Annotated in this window: 13 protein-coding genes; 11 read left to right on the top strand and 2 right to left on the bottom strand. The window is 37.8% G+C overall.

Annotated features, from left to right (window positions below; translation table 11 throughout):
* Position 1: 1 nt before the first annotated feature.
* Complete coding sequence (locus tag HMPREF9456_RS08820) at positions 2–796, top strand: hypothetical protein (protein WP_006843157.1); 795 nt, start codon at positions 2–4, stop codon at positions 794–796.
* A 144-nt stretch (positions 797–940) separates the two neighbouring features.
* Positions 941–2,176 (top strand): CinA family nicotinamide mononucleotide deamidase-related protein, encoded by a 1,236-nt coding sequence (locus tag HMPREF9456_RS08815; protein WP_006843156.1) that lies wholly within the window; start codon positions 941–943, stop codon positions 2,174–2,176.
* Positions 2,177–2,428: 252 nt separating this feature from the next.
* Here the strand turns inward: HMPREF9456_RS08815 and HMPREF9456_RS08810 are convergent, their stop codons facing one another.
* Positions 2,429–4,780 carry a carboxypeptidase-like regulatory domain-containing protein gene (locus HMPREF9456_RS08810; protein WP_006843155.1) on the bottom strand — a complete coding sequence of 784 codons (2,352 nt, stop codon included), beginning with the start codon at positions 4,778–4,780 and terminating at the stop codon, positions 2,429–2,431.
* Between the two features lie 261 nt (positions 4,781–5,041).
* On the opposite strand from HMPREF9456_RS08810, the gene rnpA reads away from it, so the two are divergent.
* Positions 5,042–5,470 (top strand): ribonuclease P protein component, encoded by a 429-nt coding sequence (gene rnpA / locus HMPREF9456_RS08805; RefSeq protein ID WP_006843154.1) that lies wholly within the window; start codon positions 5,042–5,044, stop codon positions 5,468–5,470.
* Complete coding sequence (gene yidD, locus HMPREF9456_RS17065) at positions 5,467–5,688, top strand: membrane protein insertion efficiency factor YidD (protein WP_006843153.1); 222 nt, start codon at positions 5,467–5,469, stop codon at positions 5,686–5,688. Before rnpA ends, yidD begins: the two co-directional genes overlap by 4 nt.
* A 72-nt stretch (positions 5,689–5,760) precedes the next feature.
* Here the strand turns inward: yidD and HMPREF9456_RS08800 are convergent, their stop codons facing one another.
* Complete coding sequence (locus tag HMPREF9456_RS08800) at positions 5,761–6,159, bottom strand: hypothetical protein (protein WP_006843152.1); 399 nt, start codon at positions 6,157–6,159, stop codon at positions 5,761–5,763.
* Positions 6,160–6,399: 240 nt separating this feature from the next.
* Here HMPREF9456_RS08800 and HMPREF9456_RS08795 point away from each other — a divergent pair, with 240 nt between their 5' ends.
* The 7 genes from HMPREF9456_RS08795 to HMPREF9456_RS08765 all read left to right on the top strand — a co-directional run bounded on the left by HMPREF9456_RS08795 (position 6,400) and on the right by HMPREF9456_RS08765 (position 18,444).
* On the top strand, positions 6,400–7,278 hold the full coding sequence (locus HMPREF9456_RS08795; RefSeq protein ID WP_006843151.1) for an AraC family transcriptional regulator: 879 nt from the start codon (positions 6,400–6,402) through the stop codon (positions 7,276–7,278).
* A gap of 331 nt (positions 7,279–7,609) precedes the next feature.
* Positions 7,610–10,789 (top strand): SusC/RagA family TonB-linked outer membrane protein, encoded by a 3,180-nt coding sequence (locus tag HMPREF9456_RS08790; RefSeq protein WP_006843150.1) that lies wholly within the window; start codon positions 7,610–7,612, stop codon positions 10,787–10,789.
* 16 nt (positions 10,790–10,805) lie between these two features.
* Complete coding sequence (locus tag HMPREF9456_RS08785; protein ID WP_006843149.1) at positions 10,806–12,500, top strand: RagB/SusD family nutrient uptake outer membrane protein; 1,695 nt, start codon at positions 10,806–10,808, stop codon at positions 12,498–12,500.
* A 20-nt stretch (positions 12,501–12,520) separates the two neighbouring features.
* Complete coding sequence (locus HMPREF9456_RS08780; protein ID WP_006843148.1) at positions 12,521–13,726, top strand: glycan-binding surface protein; 1,206 nt, start codon at positions 12,521–12,523, stop codon at positions 13,724–13,726.
* Positions 13,727–13,738: 12 nt separating this feature from the next.
* The gene (locus HMPREF9456_RS08775) at positions 13,739–15,676 is read left to right on the top strand and encodes an IPT/TIG domain-containing protein (protein WP_006843147.1); all 1,938 of its coding nucleotides are present in this window, start codon (positions 13,739–13,741) and stop codon (positions 15,674–15,676) included.
* A 66-nt stretch (positions 15,677–15,742) separates the two neighbouring features.
* Positions 15,743–17,401, top strand: a complete 1,659-nt coding sequence (locus HMPREF9456_RS08770; RefSeq protein ID WP_006843146.1) for a glycosyl hydrolase — start codon at positions 15,743–15,745, stop codon at positions 17,399–17,401.
* A 71-nt stretch (positions 17,402–17,472) separates the two neighbouring features.
* Complete coding sequence (locus HMPREF9456_RS08765; RefSeq protein WP_006843145.1) at positions 17,473–18,444, top strand: glycoside hydrolase family 5 protein; 972 nt, start codon at positions 17,473–17,475, stop codon at positions 18,442–18,444.
* The last annotated feature ends 177 nt before the right edge of the window (positions 18,445–18,621 follow it).

Genomic DNA, 18,621 nt, shown 5'->3' with positions numbered 1-18,621 from the left:
TATGAAACGCATATATATAATCCTTGTTTCTGCTCTTATAAGTATGAGCCTTTATTCTCAACCTGGTAGAGATAGGGAAGTAAGGAAAGATTTCTCGATGGATCAATACCAAAGTAATATAAGCAGAGATATTTTTGGTTATTTACAATACGAAGATAGTCGGGGAAAAAGGGCTTCGCTAAAAAAGGATGTTTTCGACAATTGGATATATAGTGACAATAGAAATAACGAAGTAAAATACTCTAAAGAATATTGGAGTTCTATACTTCAAGATTTTCACCAAAATGATAAAAGAATCTTTCTATGGTTGATAGAAAGATATGCTGATCAGTCAAACTATAAAGAGGAATACAAAGTCGATATTTTTGGTTATCAGCAATACGAAAACAACAAAGGGCAGAGAGCCTCCCTCAAGAAGGATATTTTCGATGCATGGGTATACAGCGATAGTAGGAATAACGAAATAAAATATTCGAAAGAATATCGAGAAGATATGCTTCGTTACTCTTATTACGATGATATGGACGCTTTCTTTCGATTCAAGGATATGTGCGAGAACCCATCAAATTACAAAGAGGAATATAAAATAGATATTTTCGGTTATCAACAATATCAAAACAATCAGGGAGAAAAAGCATCACTAAAGAAAGATATTTTCGACAGAATGGTTTATGAAGATAATAAAGGAACGAAAATAGAACTTGATGAAAGAGACTGGTCTAGATTGTTGAGAAAATATCATTCGGATAAAGAAGTGTTTATGATGTTTATCCAGCGTTATTTATTTGATAACTGATTGTCGTCTTTCATTTGTGAACATTATGTAAATTATCTAATCTGTGGTATTTCATTTCTGAAGTATTTGTTGCCGAAATAAGCTTTTATAGTACATTTGCATCTGTCAAATTGAAAATAAAAGTTTGTAAAATTTCAGATAGAAATGAAAGCAGCAATAGTTACAATTGGTGATGAAATTCTGATAGGTCAGATTGTGGATACAAATTCTGCATGGATGGCTCAGAATCTTACTCTAGCCGGATTTGAGGTAGAAGAGATGCAGTCGATAGGCGACAATGCTCAGCAAATAAAAGATACGATAAGCGATGTTTTTCAACGAGTTGATGTCGTATTGATGACGGGTGGTCTTGGCCCTACGAAAGATGATATAACGAAGAAAACCCTTTGCGAGTATTTTGATACTACATTAGTTTTTGACGATGCTGTATTGGATAATATAAGGAATGTAATATCTAATTTTACATCTCTAAACGAATTGACTCGCAATCAGGCTTATGTGCCTAGAAATTGTACCGTGATACAAAATAAGGTAGGTACAGCTCCCATTACATGGTTCGACCATAAAGATAAAGTGTTGGTTTCTATGCCGGGTGTACCTCACGAGATGAGGTATGTAATGGAAAACGAGATACTTCCCCGCTTGAAGAACAAGTATGATATAGAGGCATACCTCAAAAGAGTATTTATCGTAAAAGGTTATACCGAATCTGCTTTGGCAATGTATATTGCCGACTTCGAAGATAATCTGCCGCAAGGTTTCGGGTTGGCATATCTTCCGTCTTTGGGTCTGATGAAGCTGCGTTTGTTTGTCAGGGGAGAACATCGTTTGCCGGAGATGGAGGCAGAGGTTGAAAAGCTACAAGCATTACTGGGCGATGCTATTATAGCAGAAGAAGATATTTCTCCCGAAAAAATACTAGGGGTACGGCTTTTCGAAAAAGGGCTCACCTTAGGCACAGCCGAAAGTTGTACAGGTGGAAATATTGCACATATGATTACATCTGTTCCGGGTTCTTCTAAGTATTTCAAAGGTTCTGTTGTTTCTTATGCAAATGAGGAAAAAGTAAATGTATTGCATGTTTCTCAAGAAAATATAGATAAATATACTGCTGTAAGCGAAATTGTAGCTACACAGATGGCAAAGGGTATACAACAACTCTTGAATGTAGATTGTGCAATAGCTACTACCGGAATAGCCGGACCGGATGGTGGTACAGAAGAGAATCCTGTCGGTACGGTATGGATATGTACTGTATACAAAAATAAAAGCATTACAAAAAGGTATCAGTTTGGGAAATATAGAGAATCCAATATTATGCGAGCTTCTAATAATGGCATGTTGCAACTGTTGGAAATGATAGATAACAACACCTATTAAATTATGTTTTTTATATATTAAGTTATAAAAAGGAATTGTTGTCGCATGCGCTCTTATTCATTTTTTTTACCACAGAGTAAAAAGAGTACCACAGAGTTTTTTGTAATGCAATAAGTAAACCATTCTTTTTTACCAATTACTTATCAAGTAAAGAGAAAAAAATATTGCCTCTCCAAACATCACGTCTGTAGAGGCAATTTGTAAACACAATCAATATTAAGTTAATCTTAATATTATTTTGTTGTATGAGATTTACTTTTTCGATCCTGACATGATACCTGCATCCGTATCATCATTATTCAATCGTTTGTTGCCTGCTTTATACTGACGTCCAAAGTTGAAGTTTATTGTGAAATTTATTACAAATATCTGTTTCAGATTATCAGTGTAAACAAGCGATTTGTTCGGTGTCAGCGTCGAATAATTGCGGCTGCCTTGCGAATAACTTTTTGAAAATGGATTAAACATTCCTCCGGTAAGGCTCCATTTAACTTTTTCCAGCCCCAGTAAACGGCTTTCGTCTGAATATCCTACCGATACCGAATGAATGCGTTCTCCTCTTTCCATTGTTTCGCCCCAGAAGTTATTCCAGCGTGTATACATTTCTCCTGATAAAGACCATTTTTTATAATTGAATACAGCAGAACCGCGTACACGCCACGAACTATACGTATGAGTAAATTCTTCTCCATAGCTTATATATCGGTTGAGTCCCGGTGTAACGGATAGTGTCAGATATTCACCAAAGGGTTTCAATTTGAATGTTGCCTCGGTGTTTAGTCTATGGAAACCTTTCTGATTGATATTTGTACGAACGAATTTACCATCCTCGAAAGTTACTTGTTCCATGATTGGTTTATGATCGTAACTATATCGCATAAAGAATTCTACTCCGAATATTCCTTTGTTATATCCGCCCGTTAGTGTATGGGTATAATACCATACTGTCTGAAGGTTCGGATTCCCCCTGCGGATTTGTAATGAGTCAATATCTTGTTCCACATTGTTCAAGTCCGACAATGAGGGCGAATATCCTGATATGTATCCATTGTATCTGATGTATGCATTATCGTTGATACTATAAGATACACGCACATTTGGGCGGAAGATATATTTTTCGTTATGGTTTTCACCTTGACTATTATAGTTGCGCATTACGCCCAGTCCTAACGAATAGTTAAACTTATTCTTTTTAAATTGGAACTCTGCATATCCGTATGTTTCAGCAAAGTTGAGCCCTACATTGGCAGCAACATTTCCTTCATAATTATTGCTTGTATAACTTTGCGTATGTTTTAGTCCGGCTGATATTTTCCCTGCTTTCAGTGTTTTCTCATATATACCTTCCCCTATTAAGGAATATTTATCTCCAAGTACCGATGAATATATATCTGTATTCAGTATACTGTTTCTGCGCTCCTGATACGAACGTGTAGATTTAGAGTCAATGTATGTGCCTACTAAATTGAATATCAAAAGCTGATCATTCTTTAGGTTTCGCTGATAATACAAGTCTAACGAAGGTGAATAACTTCTCCATGTCGAATGATCGGAGATTGACAGAGGGTTATTGTTATCCGAAGAGTAGATCATACTGTTTCTGTCCGAAAACTGATTCGGTGTTTTCTGATAATTATTTCTTAATGTTGCGTTAAACATGTATTTGTCCGCTTCATTTAAGCTATAATTGAGCGCAACGTTTAGTCTGTCGTCTTTAAATGTTGTTGGTTGTCCTTCTTCTGTGCGAGTCAGTGTTTTGTCCGGAAATACAAATGTCTCCTCATTTTCGCGTGTCCATTCTATATTTCTGTGTGACCAATATGTATTAACTCCAAATTCAGACTTCTTATGATTCACTTTAGCTGAAAGAAAATTTTCGCCCCAGCCCAATACTCCAAAAGGTACATTAGCCAGATTTGCCGATACATTTCCTCCCGAATCTCTGCGACGTGTGATATAATCGATAACAGCACCTACATTTCCGTAGCGCATTCCCGGATCGTCATGATATTCGATACGGATTATATCTTCGGGCTGGATGGCTGTAATCTCAGCGATAGTTACTTCTACGCCATTGATGCGAAGTTGTACGGCATCACCACCCGGCAAGGTAATTGTATTGTTCAAAGGGTTTACGATAATGCGAGATAGCTGAAGATTACGTAATAATGTAATACCACTATTCGATGCTTTTATCTGGGTATCAGATGGGATAATCACTTTCCTATCGGGCTTTTGTATAACTGCATTTGCTGTTACTGTTACATCTTTGAGTGCTATATCAGAGGGTTTCAATGGCACATTTCCCAGATCTGTGTTTTCAACAGCATTCTTAACCGGGATATATCTTTTTCCATATCCTACAAATGTGGCTGATAATATATAGTCACCTGTGGGGATGTTATTAAAAGCAAATAGACCTTTTGTATCTGATGATGCGCCTGCTACAAAACTTGAGTCTTGCTTTAGCAGTGCGATGTTTGCAAATTCTATAATGTCATGTGTATCTGTATCAACCACGGTTCCCGATATATTAATCTGACCTAACAGTGTTGATGAGACGATTATAAATAGTGCGGTTAGTATTATTAATCTTTGTTTCATATTCCTTATTCCTTACATATTGATTTGTTATCTCGAGCTCGTTACTTTTATGACGTAGTTACCTCGGAAAAGGTTACATGTAAAAATGAATTTTTCTATATATTCTGATCTGAAAATTAAAAAATACGAATGCGTTTGTGGTGTAATGTTCTGTATATATGTTTGTTGTATTTTGTTTGAAAATATTTTTCTTTGATAGCTAAAGAGCAAGAATGTTTTTTGAAAATTATTTAATGTATCTTTGCTTCTTTAGAAAAAGTGATGACAGAAGCATATTCTACCGATTGTAAAAAGACATTTTCGAAACAAGAGAAGCTTTGTAGTGCTAAGGCTATTGAGAACATTTTTGCAAATGGAAATTCTTTTGTGGCTTATCCTCTACGAGTGGTTTATTTATTCAGTGATGAGGATAATAAGGAGAATCAGTATGCTTCGGTGATGATAAGTGTGGCTAAGAAAAAGTTTAAACGAGCGGTAAAGCGTAATAGGGTAAAACGCCTGATAAGGGAAGCTTACAGATTAAATAAATCATCTTTGTCGGAACTGTTACAAATTCATAACAAGCGATTGGATATTGCTTTCTTGTATTTGAAGACAGAATTACCTACATATGCTGAGATAGAGAAGGCGATGCAAAAGGCTCAAATCCTATTATCCGATAAGATAAGGAAAATAGAACAAACCGAATGAAGAAACTATTATCCTGGATATTGTTGTTACCTGTATATTTCTATAAATACAGTATCTCGCCTATGCTACCTCCCTCGTGTCGTTATACGCCTACATGTTCGGAATACGCAATTCAGGCAATCAAAAAGTATGGACCATTCAAAGGCTTTTGGCTCGCGACAAAGCGTATCGCTCGCTGCAATCCTTGGGGTGGACATGGGTATGATCCAGTTCCTTAAAATAAAAAGAACTCCCTGCGCTTTGTCGAGAGAGTTCTCCTTTCATTACTTAAGTGTTATTGAATGTTAAAATTAGATATTGATAGCTTTTTCAGTTTTTATTTTCTGTATCTCTTTTTCGGCTTTCATCTTAGCTTTTAGTTTCGTCTTTTCAGCTTTCTCTTTCGCTTTTGCTATAGCTTTGTCTGCTTTTTTCTGAGCTTTGTCTGCGCCTTTTTTTGAGTCTCTTTCCATTCTTTTTTTAGCGTCTTGTGCTGCTTTTTGAGTGTCAGAATCTATTTGCTTTTTTGCCTTTTCTATTTCTTGCTCCATTTTTTTATCTGCATCCGCAGCATCTTTTGCAGCTTTGGCTCTTATACTTTCTATTTTGGCTGCGGTTCTTTCGCTGATAACGATTTTATCTTGAGCTTTGATAGTTGTGAAGGTTGTCATCGCTGTTAATATAAACAGACTAACTATTAATTTTTTCATAATTGTAAGTAATTAAATGTAGTTTACGGTTGGTTCAATTAATTAGTTTGTTATAAATATTTTCAATATCGTGTAGGATAAATATAATAAAAAAAGTGCAAATCGCAATTTTTTTTATTTTTCTTTAATATTGCGTATTATATATTATGCTATGTTATATTTTTTGCATAAATGTATTTGTTTTTTCGGAAACAATGTTTTCTTTTGAGAAAAATATGAATATTCTAACATTAAGATACAATGAAGGACTCGATATTGAGAGAGGTCACACCTCTATCGCAACGTGACTGTTTCATGATTTTTTCCCGTATAAAAGAGCATTTTACATTTCCTATCCATGTTCATGCTGAGTTTGAACTGAATTTTATAGAAAATGGAGCTGGGGCAAGGAGGGTCGTCGGAGATAGTATAGAGGAAATTGAAGATTTAGAATTAACCTTAATTACCGGATCGAGCCTTGAGCATGGTTGGCTCGATCATAGATGCCAATCGAAAGAGATAAAAGAAATAACAATTCAGTTTCATGGAGATCTGCTTAATGAACAGCTTTTGCAGAAAAATCAATTCAGATCTGTAAAAGAGATGTTTGAGAAAGCTATCTACGGGGTTACCTTTTCGAAAGAAACCATAAAACAAATAAAAGATAGGCTTTATTCTCTTGCTTCGGAACATGAGGGAGCGCATTCTGTTTTAAATCTGTTTGGTATCCTATCCGATTTGTCTTTGTCGCCTATGCGGGAACTATCCAGCCGATCGTTTAATGAGCATACACAAAATTATGATAGCAGACGAATAGAACGAGCTTATAATTACATGTTAGAAAATTATAGTAAAGAAGTCCGCCTTTCGGATGTTGCTAATTTGGTCGGGATGACCGAGGTTGCTTTCAGTCGTTTTATAAAACAGCGTACAGGACGTAATTTCATAGACTCGTTAAATGATATACGCTTGGGACATGCTACGCGTATGCTGGTTGATACGACCCATAGTGTTGCTGAGATTAGCATCGTGTGCGGGTTTAATAATCTATCCAACTTTAATCGTATATTCAAAAAGAAAAAAGGATGTACTCCGCGCGAATTTAGAGAAAACTATAAAGAGTCTAAGTTTTTTGTATGATAATACTTTTTTGTCAATTTATGATGTTTTTTTGATTTCGATTTAATCCTTTCTGCGTATGTATCGGCTGAAAAATATTACTATTATCCTTTGTTGATAACCCTTATTTATGTAATATATACCTTATAATTAGATGATAAAGTAGATTCTGAGCTTGCAAGCCTAAGAGTCTACTTTTTGTTTTTGATAATAAAGTATTACTATGTGATAATATAGTATTTGTTATATTTTATTATCATAAATACATTTGTATTACGCTAAGAAGCAATATGAGAATAAAGCAAATCTAACCGTGTAAAAATATTACTAATCATTATCGAAGCCTTAAATTATGAGAAAAATCCTTTTTTTATTGCTCCTGATATGTCTGATGCCATGTGCTATGTATGCACAGAGCTATCAAATTTCAGGGAAGGTAACAGATGCTAAAGACGGCTCACCGATGCCGGGTGTGACAGTTCAAACACAGACCAAAGTCGGTGTGATGACTGACTTTGACGGAAATTATACTATAAAAGCGAATAAGGGCGATGTCCTTACGTATTCTTTTATAGGTATGACGCCTCAATCAGTAAAAGTAGAATCAGACAAACCTATTAATGTAGCCCTCCAAGAAGACAATGTGGCTTTGGAAGAAGTCGTTGTTGTGGGGTATGGTACAATGAAAAAAAGTGACCTTACGGGTTCTGTTAGTAGCTTATCGGCCGATAGGCTTAAAGAGTCCGTTATCACAAACCTCGACCAGGCACTCCAAGGACGTGTGGCCGGAGTACAGGTCGCTTCCAATTCGGGAGCACCGGGAGCAGCGACCTCGATACGTATTCGTGGGGCTTCCTCTATTAATTTGACAAATGAACCTCTGTATGTGATTGACGGAGTACCGATGAGTGGTGCCGGTTCATCTACAGTGGGGTTTTCTTGGTCGGGAGGTTCTAACGGTCAAAACGTAGTAAACCCATTATCAGCTATTGCTCCAAGCGATATCCTATCTATAGATGTATTGAAGGATGCGTCTGCAGCCGCAATTTATGGTTCTGCCGGAGCTAACGGGGTTGTGATCGTCACAACTAAAAGAGGAAACAAAGGGCGTACCAATATTACGTATGATGGAAGTATCTCTCTTCAATCTCCTATCAATAAGTTGGATATGATGAACCTCAGTCAGTATGGAACTTACCAACAACAGCTTTATAAGGAAGGCTTCTTGCCGAATGTTGATCAAGCTTATCTTGATCCTTCTTTGTTGGGTAAAGGTACAAACTGGCAAGATGCCGTAATGGACAATGCATGGATGCAAAACCATAGCCTTTCCCTAAATGGAGGAACAGATAAAACTCAGTATCTGGCATCTATAAGTTATACAAATCAAGATGGTATATTACTAAACTCCGATTTCGAACGATTTACCGGTAGGGTGAATGTTGATAATGAATTTAATAAATATATAAAGGTAGGAGCATCTCTTTCCTATTCGCGTACAGATGAATCGATCATCAATAACGATGGTATCAATGGTGTGGTAATGCAAGCAGCATTGATGTCTCCGGCAGTTCCTGTTTATGATTTTGATGGAAATTATGCAGGGCCTGAGACCGTAAACGGGTCTTCGATATACAATCCTGTGGCATTGACCAAAGATCAGATCAATACATTGCGCCGCGAGAGGATTATAGCTAACATTTATGGGCAGTTCACCCTTAATCAATATCTCAATTTTCGTTCAGAAGTGGGTATTGATGGTTCCAATAGTACAAATAAGGGATTCAAACCAAGTTATGAATATGGACAGTTGAAGAATACCAATATAATGATTATGCAAAACGAAGCGCATAGCTTATATTGGAACTGGATGAACTATGCTACGTACAATCAGACTTTTGATAAGCACAGTATTAATTTTATGGCCGGAACAGAAGCTTCTAAGTCATCATGGGAAAGCCTGCAACTGCAAAAAGATCAATTGTCGTCAAATGATATTCATGTGATTGGCTCTGATGGTAAGTTTGTGGCAAGTAGCGGTTCTAAAGATGCTCAGTCGAAGGTTTCTGTGTTTGGGCGTGCCAACTATAATTTTGACAATCGTTATTTATTGACGGCTACATTGCGTGCCGATGGTTCTTCTAAGTTTGGTGCAAATCATCGTTGGGGATATTTTCCTTCATTTTCTACGGCATGGCGTGTTTCCAGTGAGAAATTTATGGAAAATACGCAAGACTGGTTGTCAAACTTAAAATTGCGTTTAAGCTATGGTATGAATGGTAACGACAACTTACCTACCTATCGTTATGGATCAACTATGCAAGCTTTTCAAACAGTGTTTGGTACAGCATATCGTATGACAAATAATGCTAACCCTGACCTAAAATGGGAAGCCTCGGTACAGTATAATGCCGGCGTTGATTTGGGATTGTTTAATAATCGTATAAGTTTAGTTGTAGACTTATATCATAAAACAACAAAAGACTTGTTGCTTCAGCCATCTGTATCGCCTGTTCTGGGTGGATCTGGTTGGACAGATATTCAAACTCCTTATATGAATATCGGAAAAGTGGATAATAAGGGGATAGATATATCATTGAATACACACAATATAGCAGGTAAAGATTTTAACTGGACTTCAGCCTTATCATTCTCTTTGAATCGCAATAAAGTAAAAGAACTGGATGACTTAGGTACACCTTTTTATGGAAGGTTAGACTGGTATGCAGCTTTCCAAACAGTATCGATGATTTCGGTAGGACAACCTATCGGTGTATTTTATGGATACAAAACCGACGGACTTTATAAAGATGCGGAAGATTTGAGAAATTCAGCGAAGCCCGAAGGTGTAGAGATTCATCGCACTACCGGTGCTTGGGTTGGTGATGTTAAGTTTAAAGATATCAGTGGACCGAATGGTGTTCCCGATGGCATCATCAACGAATATGACCAAACGGTTATTGGAGATCCTAATCCGGACTTTACTTTTGGCTTTTCCAATACGTTTAGCTACAAAGATTGGGAACTGGGCATTGGTCTCACCGGATCGGTAGGAGGTGATATTCTGAACTATGTACGTGTAAAAACAGAAGGTGTAATGTCTCAGTGGGACAATCAATCAACTACAGTACTTAATCGTGCACAATTGGGATACGTTAATGGAAATAACTATGATGTGTCAAATGTAGATAATAGCTATATAATCAATCCGAATGCAACACTGCCTCGTTGGAGTGGCAATGATATCAATGGTAACAACCGTATGAGTGATCGTTGGATAGAAGATGGAAGCTATTTACGCATTCAAAATATATCATTGGCATACAACTTGCCAAAGATTTGGTTGAAGAAGACAGGCATATCTAACTGTAAACTTTATTTCAACGTTCAGAATGTGTATACGTTTACAGGTTATTCAGGTTTAGATCCTGAAATTGGTTCTTACAACCAGCAGGCAGGTCTTTCTAACGTGGATATGGGACGTTATCCATCACCTCGTGTATTTACTTTAGGTGCAAATGTTACTTTCTAATTTTAAAGATAAAAACATGAAGAATATTAAAAATATAATCAAATCAATTTGTCTTTCATCCATTATTCTGGGTGCTACATCTTGTAATGATTTCTTGACTATAGTTCCTGAGTCAGAGCAGGTGCTGGAGACATATTACACATCAGAGTCTGCCGTTAATGCCAACTCTGCTTCTCTATATGCTGCGTTCGTATGGCAAGACTTTGGAATGAATTTTATGTGGATGGCAGGAGATGAGCTTGCCGGAGACCTTTATTATACGTACGATCAGGAAGGTCAATTCTATTATATGACTTTTCAGAATGGGAATTCTTTCCTTACGCAGGGCTGGAATGGACTTTACCGTGTAGTTTCGTACTGTAATAACATTATCAATGGTATGCCTGCCGCAGCAAGATCTAATGGTGTTTCCGAAACGGTAATAAACCGTGCTCTTGGCGAGGCTCGTTGTATTCGTGGTATTGCTTATTATTGGTTAACGGAGTATTGGCAGGATGTTCCGATTATTACAAATAATAATATCTCCGGAGGTCAGGTGATTCGTCACAAACAAGCAAGCGTTTACGAGTTTATCCGTCAGGATCTCGAATTTGCTAAAGATAATCTTCCTTCAACTCCATTTCAGACTGGTAGATGCTCTAAATATACCGCTATCGGTATGTTGGCAAAGCTTCATCTAACGATGGCTTCTCACCTTTCTGATGCATCATCATCCGATAATTTTGCTAAAGCTAAATCTTATGCAGCTGAGGTAATTAATGATAGTGGATTGAAATTATATTCAGACCTTTCTACCATGTTTTATCCAAAAGGAAATAACTCTTCAGAGTCTTTGTTTGCAATTCAGTGTACAAACGATGGTTATGGATACGGTAACGGACGTAATGTCTCTTTATCACGTAATGCACTCATTACCCTTGGTTCATCATGGGGTGCAGGTAAGGGCCCGACTCTTAGCTTGCAAGAAGCTTTTGATTCGAATGATGCCCGCCGTTATTATACATACATGCGCAACGGAGACAGCTACTCAAATCTGGGTGGCGGTGGATATACTTATCATAATTTTTCGCAAGATGAGTCTACCGAAACATCAAATGGTATGTTGGCACATGTAAGGAAATATGTAATCGGAGCTAATTCCGATTGTGACGGAGTTGCAGGAACATCCAATCAGGATGCAGGTAATAATATTTATTTACTCCGTTTGGCAGATGTATATCTGTGTTATGTTGAGGCATGTATCGGCTCGGGTACATCTACTACTGACGCTTTGGCATTGACCGTATATGATAAGGTACGTGAACGTGCCGGATTTTCTACAAAAGCCACTTCTATTACTTACGATCAGTTGATCAAAGAACGTCGTCTCGAATTCGCTCTTGAAGGTATCAATTACCTTGATATCAAAAGGATGAGCTACAGGGATATAACTAAGGCTCTTTCTTATTTGAACGGAATGAAGCGTGAACGTCAATATATTTCTAATGGTAGTTATACATGGCAAGAACGGAATGCCAGCAATGCGCATCATGGAGGATTTACTTCTATAGATCCGAGTGATGATTCGTCAGGTAAAGGCTCTATATTTTATCTTGATAAAAATGTAGGAACTATAACTATTACAGAAAAAAATCTTGTGTTGCCTGTTCCTGCCGAAACTGTAACAAAAACACCAAGTATAACCCAGGAACCTGTTGATTATGCATTTTAACTTTTAAGTAAGACTAGATTATGAAAAAATATATTTTAAATATAGCTATTGTATTACTTGCTCTTGTCTCATTTAATTCGTGCTCGGATGATGATGATAAAGGTGGCTCGGGGGGAGGTACTCCGGTAGTCAGATACATACGTCCATGCGACGCTACTGTTTCAGACTCTTTATTGACAAGTGGATATTTGGGTACTCAGATTGCTATTATTGGGGAAAACTTGTCGAAAGTTAATAAGATTTACTTTAATGATCAGAAAGCGAAGTTAAACCCGAATTTTGTGACAGATAATGCTATCATTGTCAATATACCATCAGGTATTCCGAGCGAAAAGCAAGATTTGATTAAATTATATACAAATAATGACTCTTGCTATTATACTTTCGAAACAAAAGTTCCTACTCCTATAGCTAAAACTATGACTTGTGAATATGTTAAAGATGGAGACATTGCACAAATTCAGGGCTTGTATTTTATCAATGAGGAAAATAGTCCATTGAAAGTTACTTTTGAAGGAGGTTTTGAAGCGGAGATTATTAGTTCTGATATGAATAACATTTCCGTTAGAGTTCCTGTTGGAGCAAAACCGGGGCCTTTAGCTATAGAATCTGTGTATGGTCCAGCTCGTTCTTTATTCTGTTTCAGAGATAATAACAAGCAAACGTCAACAACACACATTCTTATGGATAATGAAGATACAAGCTGGAACACTTGGGGCTTGAGTGCTTTTGGTAATGGTGGAGGTCCTTCCGACCGATATCTTGTTCTAGAAGGTCAGCTAGCCTCTTGGGCTTGGCCTGCTAATGCCTTGCAGATTTATTATAATAATCCTGTTCGCCAATCAATTGTACCCGAAGGGCAAAGTGAGATTGCGGATTTGGCACTTCGTTTTGAAGTATATTCTCATGAATGGCATGATGTTCCATTGTTATTATGGTTTTCGAACTTGGTAGATACTCATGATGTAGATGGAAATCAGGCTCAAGCTCATTGGAAACCGTATTTGAATAATGGTGTTAAATCAAACTATGTAACTGACGGATGGGTTACAATAACCATTCCATTGACAGATTTTAAATACAGCAAAGATGAATCAGATGATAAACGTGCTATAACAAAACTTAGTGATTTGGTTGATCTTCATGCTATGTTCTTTGGTCCGGCTGATGGTGAATCGAATGTGAAGCTATGGATTGACAATGTGCGTATTGTAAAATATAAATAAGTCTGTATTATTATGAAAATAAATATATTAAAATATTGTTCTTTATGTCTTATTATTACAGCTTTAGCATGCGTGTCGAGTTGTAGTAACGATGATGATAATGGCTCGGGTGCTGTAGTCCTTGAAGCCTTTGGCCCAAGTCCGGCTCTACGTGGTAGCGAGCTGACCTTTATCGGGAAAAATCTTGATAAAGTAACAAGTGTAATCCTTCCCGAAGGTATTGAGGTTACTGATATAGAAGTGGTAAGTAAAGAAAAAATAAAGATTACCATTCCTCAGGATGCTAAAGAAGGCTATGTTAAACTTGTTGCTTCAGGTACAGAAGTTACGACTAAAACATTGCTAACATATACAGAGCCTATTTCTATTACCAGGTTTGCACCGTCTCCTGTAAAGGCAGGTCAGACACTTACAATAGAAGGTGATTATCTGAATTTGATTCAGAAAGTAGTGTTTTCTGATAATGTGGAAGTTTCTTATAAAGATTTCTTGACATGGGAGCGTAAAAAGATTGAAGTTGTTGTCCCTCGCGAAGCACAGACCGGAATTATTATTTTGGCTGATACAGCGGCTATTCCGGTAGAACTGAAATCAGAGACAGAATTGCAAGTAGTTCTTCCTTCTGTAGAAAAGGTATTGGATCTTACCAATAAAAAACCGGGAGATGTAGTCTCTACAATAGGCCAGGATCTTGATCTGGTAGAGTCTGTACAGCTTCCTAATGGAACGCCTGCCGCTCATGCTATAAAAGATAATGTATTGGCATTTACTCTGCCTGAAGGTATCACCGATGGCGCTGTAGTGATGGTTGCCTACTCGGGTGTGCATGTAGCTATAGCCAATATAGGTGTCGCTGTGCCAACGGATTTGGTGGCTACTCCTGCTACAGGTATAAAAGATGGGAGCGAGATTTCTATCAAAGGTGTAAATATGGATTTGGTTACTACAGCGTTATTTCCGGGTGTATCAGAGGCTGTAACGCCTACATCAAAGAGTGCTACGGAGATAAAAGTAACTACTCCGGCTAATGCTAAAACAGGAGATCTTATCCTAAATACAGCTAGTGGAAAAACTGTGTCAGTAAAAATTACTACACTAAAACCGGAGATATTGTCATACAATCCATCTTCTGTAGCTGCCGGTAATGAATTCACAATAAAAGGTAAGAATCTTGATCTTGTAGCATCTGTAACATTCGGAGGGAACAAAGTTGTAGAAGTTACTCCCGCATCTTCCACAGACTTGGTGGTAAAAGCCCCGGTAGATGCAGAGACTGGAGAACTGACATTAACAATGAAAAATGGAGAGACTGTAAAGGGCTCGGTTTTGACAGTGACTAAACCAGACTTCTGTTATATTCCTGTTCTTCCAGGTTCTGATGAAGAAATTAAGTCAGGTACTATTTTGAAAGTAGATGTTCAGAATGGAGATAAACTGACCAATGTTCAAGTGAACGGAAATAATACACAGTATATCTTACAGGGGTCCACCCTCAGCATACTTGTTCCAACTAATGCTAATGGAAATACAGCGTTTAAGCTGATATCATCTAATGGGGAAGTGACTTATACAATACGTATTATCTCTTCGGGAATAGTAGAAACTGTGATAATGAATGAAACTCGTGACCTTGGATCTTGGGCGGGTGAAGGTGCTGGAGGTGCGTTCCGTCTGTATAAGGAATCTTTTGATGGAATAAAAGCCGGAGCAATTCTTAAATTCTATTTTACAGTTACTGGATATGGACAGTTGCAGATTAATAATGCAAACTGGGCAACGTGGGATACACCGGTGTTTACTGATACAAGTTTAACATATTATGAGATGGAATTAACTCAACCATTCCTTGACAATATATTAGGGGCTAACGATGGTTGGTCAACTACAGCAATTATTATTCAAGGAGAGCATCTTGTAATTTCTAAGGTTTCTATTATAACTGGTCGGTAATATTATAAATAAAGGCTTGCCTAATCTGAATTTACATTAGGCAAGCTCTTTACAAAAAGATATATTATGAAAAAAATAGCACTAAATATTTTTTATATCCTATTGGGGGTTATCCTAATGACTGCCTGTTCCGATGTTGATGATCCGGTTATCGGCGATCCGGGCATTCCCCAATTAGCAAGTAGTACACCTGCTGATGGAACAACAGATTTGCCTGAAGCTGACATAACTATTGTCCTGACCTATGATCAAAATATATTCTGCCCTAAAGTCGGGCACGAAAAGATTACTTTAGAGGGGGCTGCTATAACGGATGTTTCATTCAAGTTAAGTCAGGTAACAATTAAAGCTACCGGATTGGAAAAAGGAAAAACTTACAAACTAGTTGTTCCTGCAGGCGTTGTACTTGGGCCTACTTATAAAGAAGCACCCGAAACAACGATCAGCTTTACAACAAAGGCCGATCCTGTTATAACAGCTACGCTTTGTAATCCGAATGCTACAGCTCAGGCAAAGAAGGTGTATCAGTTTTTGGTAGAAAGCTATAAACAAAAAGTTATCTCCGGTGCGATGGCTAATGTAAACTGGAATGTAGAAGAGGCAGAAGCCGTTCATGCACTAACAGGAAAATACCCCGCATTAAATACTTTCGATTATGTGCATTTACCATATTCTCCTAGCAACTGGATTGACTATAGTGATATTTCGCCTGTAAAAAACTGGTGGGATGCAGGTGGATTGGTTTCTATTATGTGGCATTGGAATGTGCCCGTATCGGCTAGGTTATGGAATGGTAATGTAGCTATGCCTTCCGATTGGTCGGGCAATGTACAGCTTACAGATGCGTCAGCTCTTGAGGGGTTTGCATCAGCGAAGGTTAACGACATTATCCGTGTTGCAATCAAAGACGTGGCATCAGGCGCTCAAGGCTCACTAAAAGGTAGCGACTGGGGACAGATTGCCGAGGGTTACGAATATTTCTCTATCAGCGGCGATTATTATGAGATGAAAATAACAGATGGTATCCTAACCAAATTAAAGTCTTCGGGTCTCATTATAAGCGGACATGATTACACAGTAACAGCTGTTTATCTGATACCTGCCGATTCAAATGGAGATTATGCTTTTTACAAAGCTGATACTTACTTCGATGCAGCCAAGGCTACAGTTGAAGGAACACGCGAAAATGAAGTCTTTAAGGCCGATCTTGCAAAGGTGGCTACTTCATTGAAACAATTGCAATCGGAAGGGATTGCTGTGATCTGGCGTCCATTCCATGAAGCTGCCGGAGGCTGGTTCTGGTGGGGTAAAGATGCCGGTTCTTGCAAAAAACTTTGGATTGCCATGTTCGACTATTTCAAATCGCAAGGTGTAAACAATCTGATCTGGGTGTGGACAAGCGAGTCTGACGATAGTAGCTGGTATCCGGGTGATGAGTATGTAGATATCATTGGTCGTGATTTATATAATAAGAATACAAGCGATTGTGTATCTATATACCAATCGGAGTTTGCTCGCTATGGACATAAGGTTATTGCACTTTCCGAATGTGGAACAGTTGGTCTCCTATCCGAACAATGGACTGCGGGAGCTCGCTGGGCGTGGTTTATGCCATGGTATGAAAAAGCTGATAGTGGTAGCAAACATGCTACTGACGAATGGTGGAAAGATGCCATGAATCAAACTTATGTGATTACTCGTGACCAGGTTCCGAGCATGAAATAATATAAAGAATGAATATTAACTCTCTCCTTGTTTTAGGGCAAGGAGAGTTTTTTCACAAAATATAGAGAGTTATGATTAAGAATTTTTACAAGGCTTACATTCTACTGTTTTTCCTGTTTGTCGGATGTAGCGGAGACAATGCAGATCAAATAATTGCTCAGACTTTTGTAGAGCGGCATGGTCAACTTTCAGTAAAAGGTACTTCATTGGTAGATAAGGACGGCAAGACAATAGCTCTCAAGGGGGTAAGTTTTGGGTGGCATAATTGGTGGCCGCGCTTCTATAATAAGTCTACAGTAGCATGGCTCAAATCAGATTGGAACTGTAATCTGGTGCGTGCAGCCATCGGAGTTGAACCTGAAGGAGCATACCTAACCAACCCTCAAAAAGCGAACGAATGCCTCGATAACGTTGTTGATGCGGCTATCGAAAACGGAATGTATGTTATTATAGATTGGCATAGTCATGGGATAAAGACACAGGAAGCTAAAGAGTTCTTTACCAGAGCTGCCAATAAATACAAAGGCTACCCGAATATAATATACGAGATATTCAATGAGCCGGTAGAAGATTCATGGGAAACAGTAAAAGCATACTCGGAAGAAATAATTAAAACAATTCGAGCGATAGATGCTAAAAATGTAATATTGGTAGGAACGCCTCATTGGGATCAAGATATACATTTGGCTGCAGATAATCCGATCAAAGGCTATGATAATATCATGTATACATTACACTTCTATGCTGCAACACATAAGCAATATTTACGAGATAGGGCTGATTATGCCATCGGAAAAGGGCTTCCGATTTTTGTGTCGGAGTGTGCAGGAATGGAAGCATCGGGTGATGGTGCTATAAACAAAACAGAATGGAACAATTGGTTGAACTGGATGAAACAACATCAGATAAGTTGGGTTGCATGGTCTATCGCAGATAAAAACGAAACATGTTCGATGATTAAAGATTCTACATCTCCTGCTACCGGCTGGAAGGATACCGATTTGAAAGAATGGGGTAAAATAGTAAAGGCCGCACTACAGTGAAAAGAACAGTGAGTTGTAACGAAAGATTAAAAAAGTATTATTCTTTGTGTAGATGTCGGTATTCTCCATACTGTCTGTTGAATATTCTTATTTATATGTATAATAAGCCAATAGTGTTTAGTTTGTAGATACTGGAAAATGCCAAAAAAAGTATTATAATTGATTAAAAAAGTATTT

Source organism: Dysgonomonas mossii DSM 22836, from assembly GCF_000213575.1.
GTDB classification, from domain to species: Bacteria; Bacteroidota; Bacteroidia; order Bacteroidales; family Dysgonomonadaceae; genus Dysgonomonas; species Dysgonomonas mossii.
Note: the sequence above shows the minus strand (reverse complement) of the source record. Positions and strands in the feature narration are given on the sequence as shown.

What these genes read in the sequence shown, in the direction of transcription:
- HMPREF9456_RS08770 (WP_006843146.1), top strand. Translation starts at nt 15,743, where the DNA reads ATGAAAAAAATAGCACTAAATATTTTTTATATCCTATTGGGGGTTATC.
- HMPREF9456_RS08810 (WP_006843155.1), bottom strand. Translation starts at nt 4,780, where the DNA reads ATGAAACAAAGATTAATAATACTAACCGCACTATTTATAATCGTCTCA.
- HMPREF9456_RS08820 (WP_006843157.1), top strand. Translation starts at nt 2, where the DNA reads ATGAAACGCATATATATAATCCTTGTTTCTGCTCTTATAAGTATGAGC.
- HMPREF9456_RS08775 (WP_006843147.1), top strand. Translation starts at nt 13,739, where the DNA reads ATGAAAATAAATATATTAAAATATTGTTCTTTATGTCTTATTATTACA.
- rnpA (WP_006843154.1), top strand. Translation starts at nt 5,042, where the DNA reads ATGACAGAAGCATATTCTACCGATTGTAAAAAGACATTTTCGAAACAA.
- HMPREF9456_RS08800 (WP_006843152.1), bottom strand. Translation starts at nt 6,159, where the DNA reads ATGAAAAAATTAATAGTTAGTCTGTTTATATTAACAGCGATGACAACC.
- HMPREF9456_RS08790 (WP_006843150.1), top strand. Translation starts at nt 7,610, where the DNA reads ATGAGAAAAATCCTTTTTTTATTGCTCCTGATATGTCTGATGCCATGT.
- yidD (WP_006843153.1), top strand. Translation starts at nt 5,467, where the DNA reads ATGAAGAAACTATTATCCTGGATATTGTTGTTACCTGTATATTTCTAT.
- HMPREF9456_RS08765 (WP_006843145.1), top strand. Translation starts at nt 17,473, where the DNA reads ATGATTAAGAATTTTTACAAGGCTTACATTCTACTGTTTTTCCTGTTT.
- HMPREF9456_RS08815 (WP_006843156.1), top strand. Translation starts at nt 941, where the DNA reads ATGAAAGCAGCAATAGTTACAATTGGTGATGAAATTCTGATAGGTCAG.
- HMPREF9456_RS08795 (WP_006843151.1), top strand. Translation starts at nt 6,400, where the DNA reads ATGAAGGACTCGATATTGAGAGAGGTCACACCTCTATCGCAACGTGAC.
- HMPREF9456_RS08780 (WP_006843148.1), top strand. Translation starts at nt 12,521, where the DNA reads ATGAAAAAATATATTTTAAATATAGCTATTGTATTACTTGCTCTTGTC.
- HMPREF9456_RS08785 (WP_006843149.1), top strand. Translation starts at nt 10,806, where the DNA reads ATGAAGAATATTAAAAATATAATCAAATCAATTTGTCTTTCATCCATT.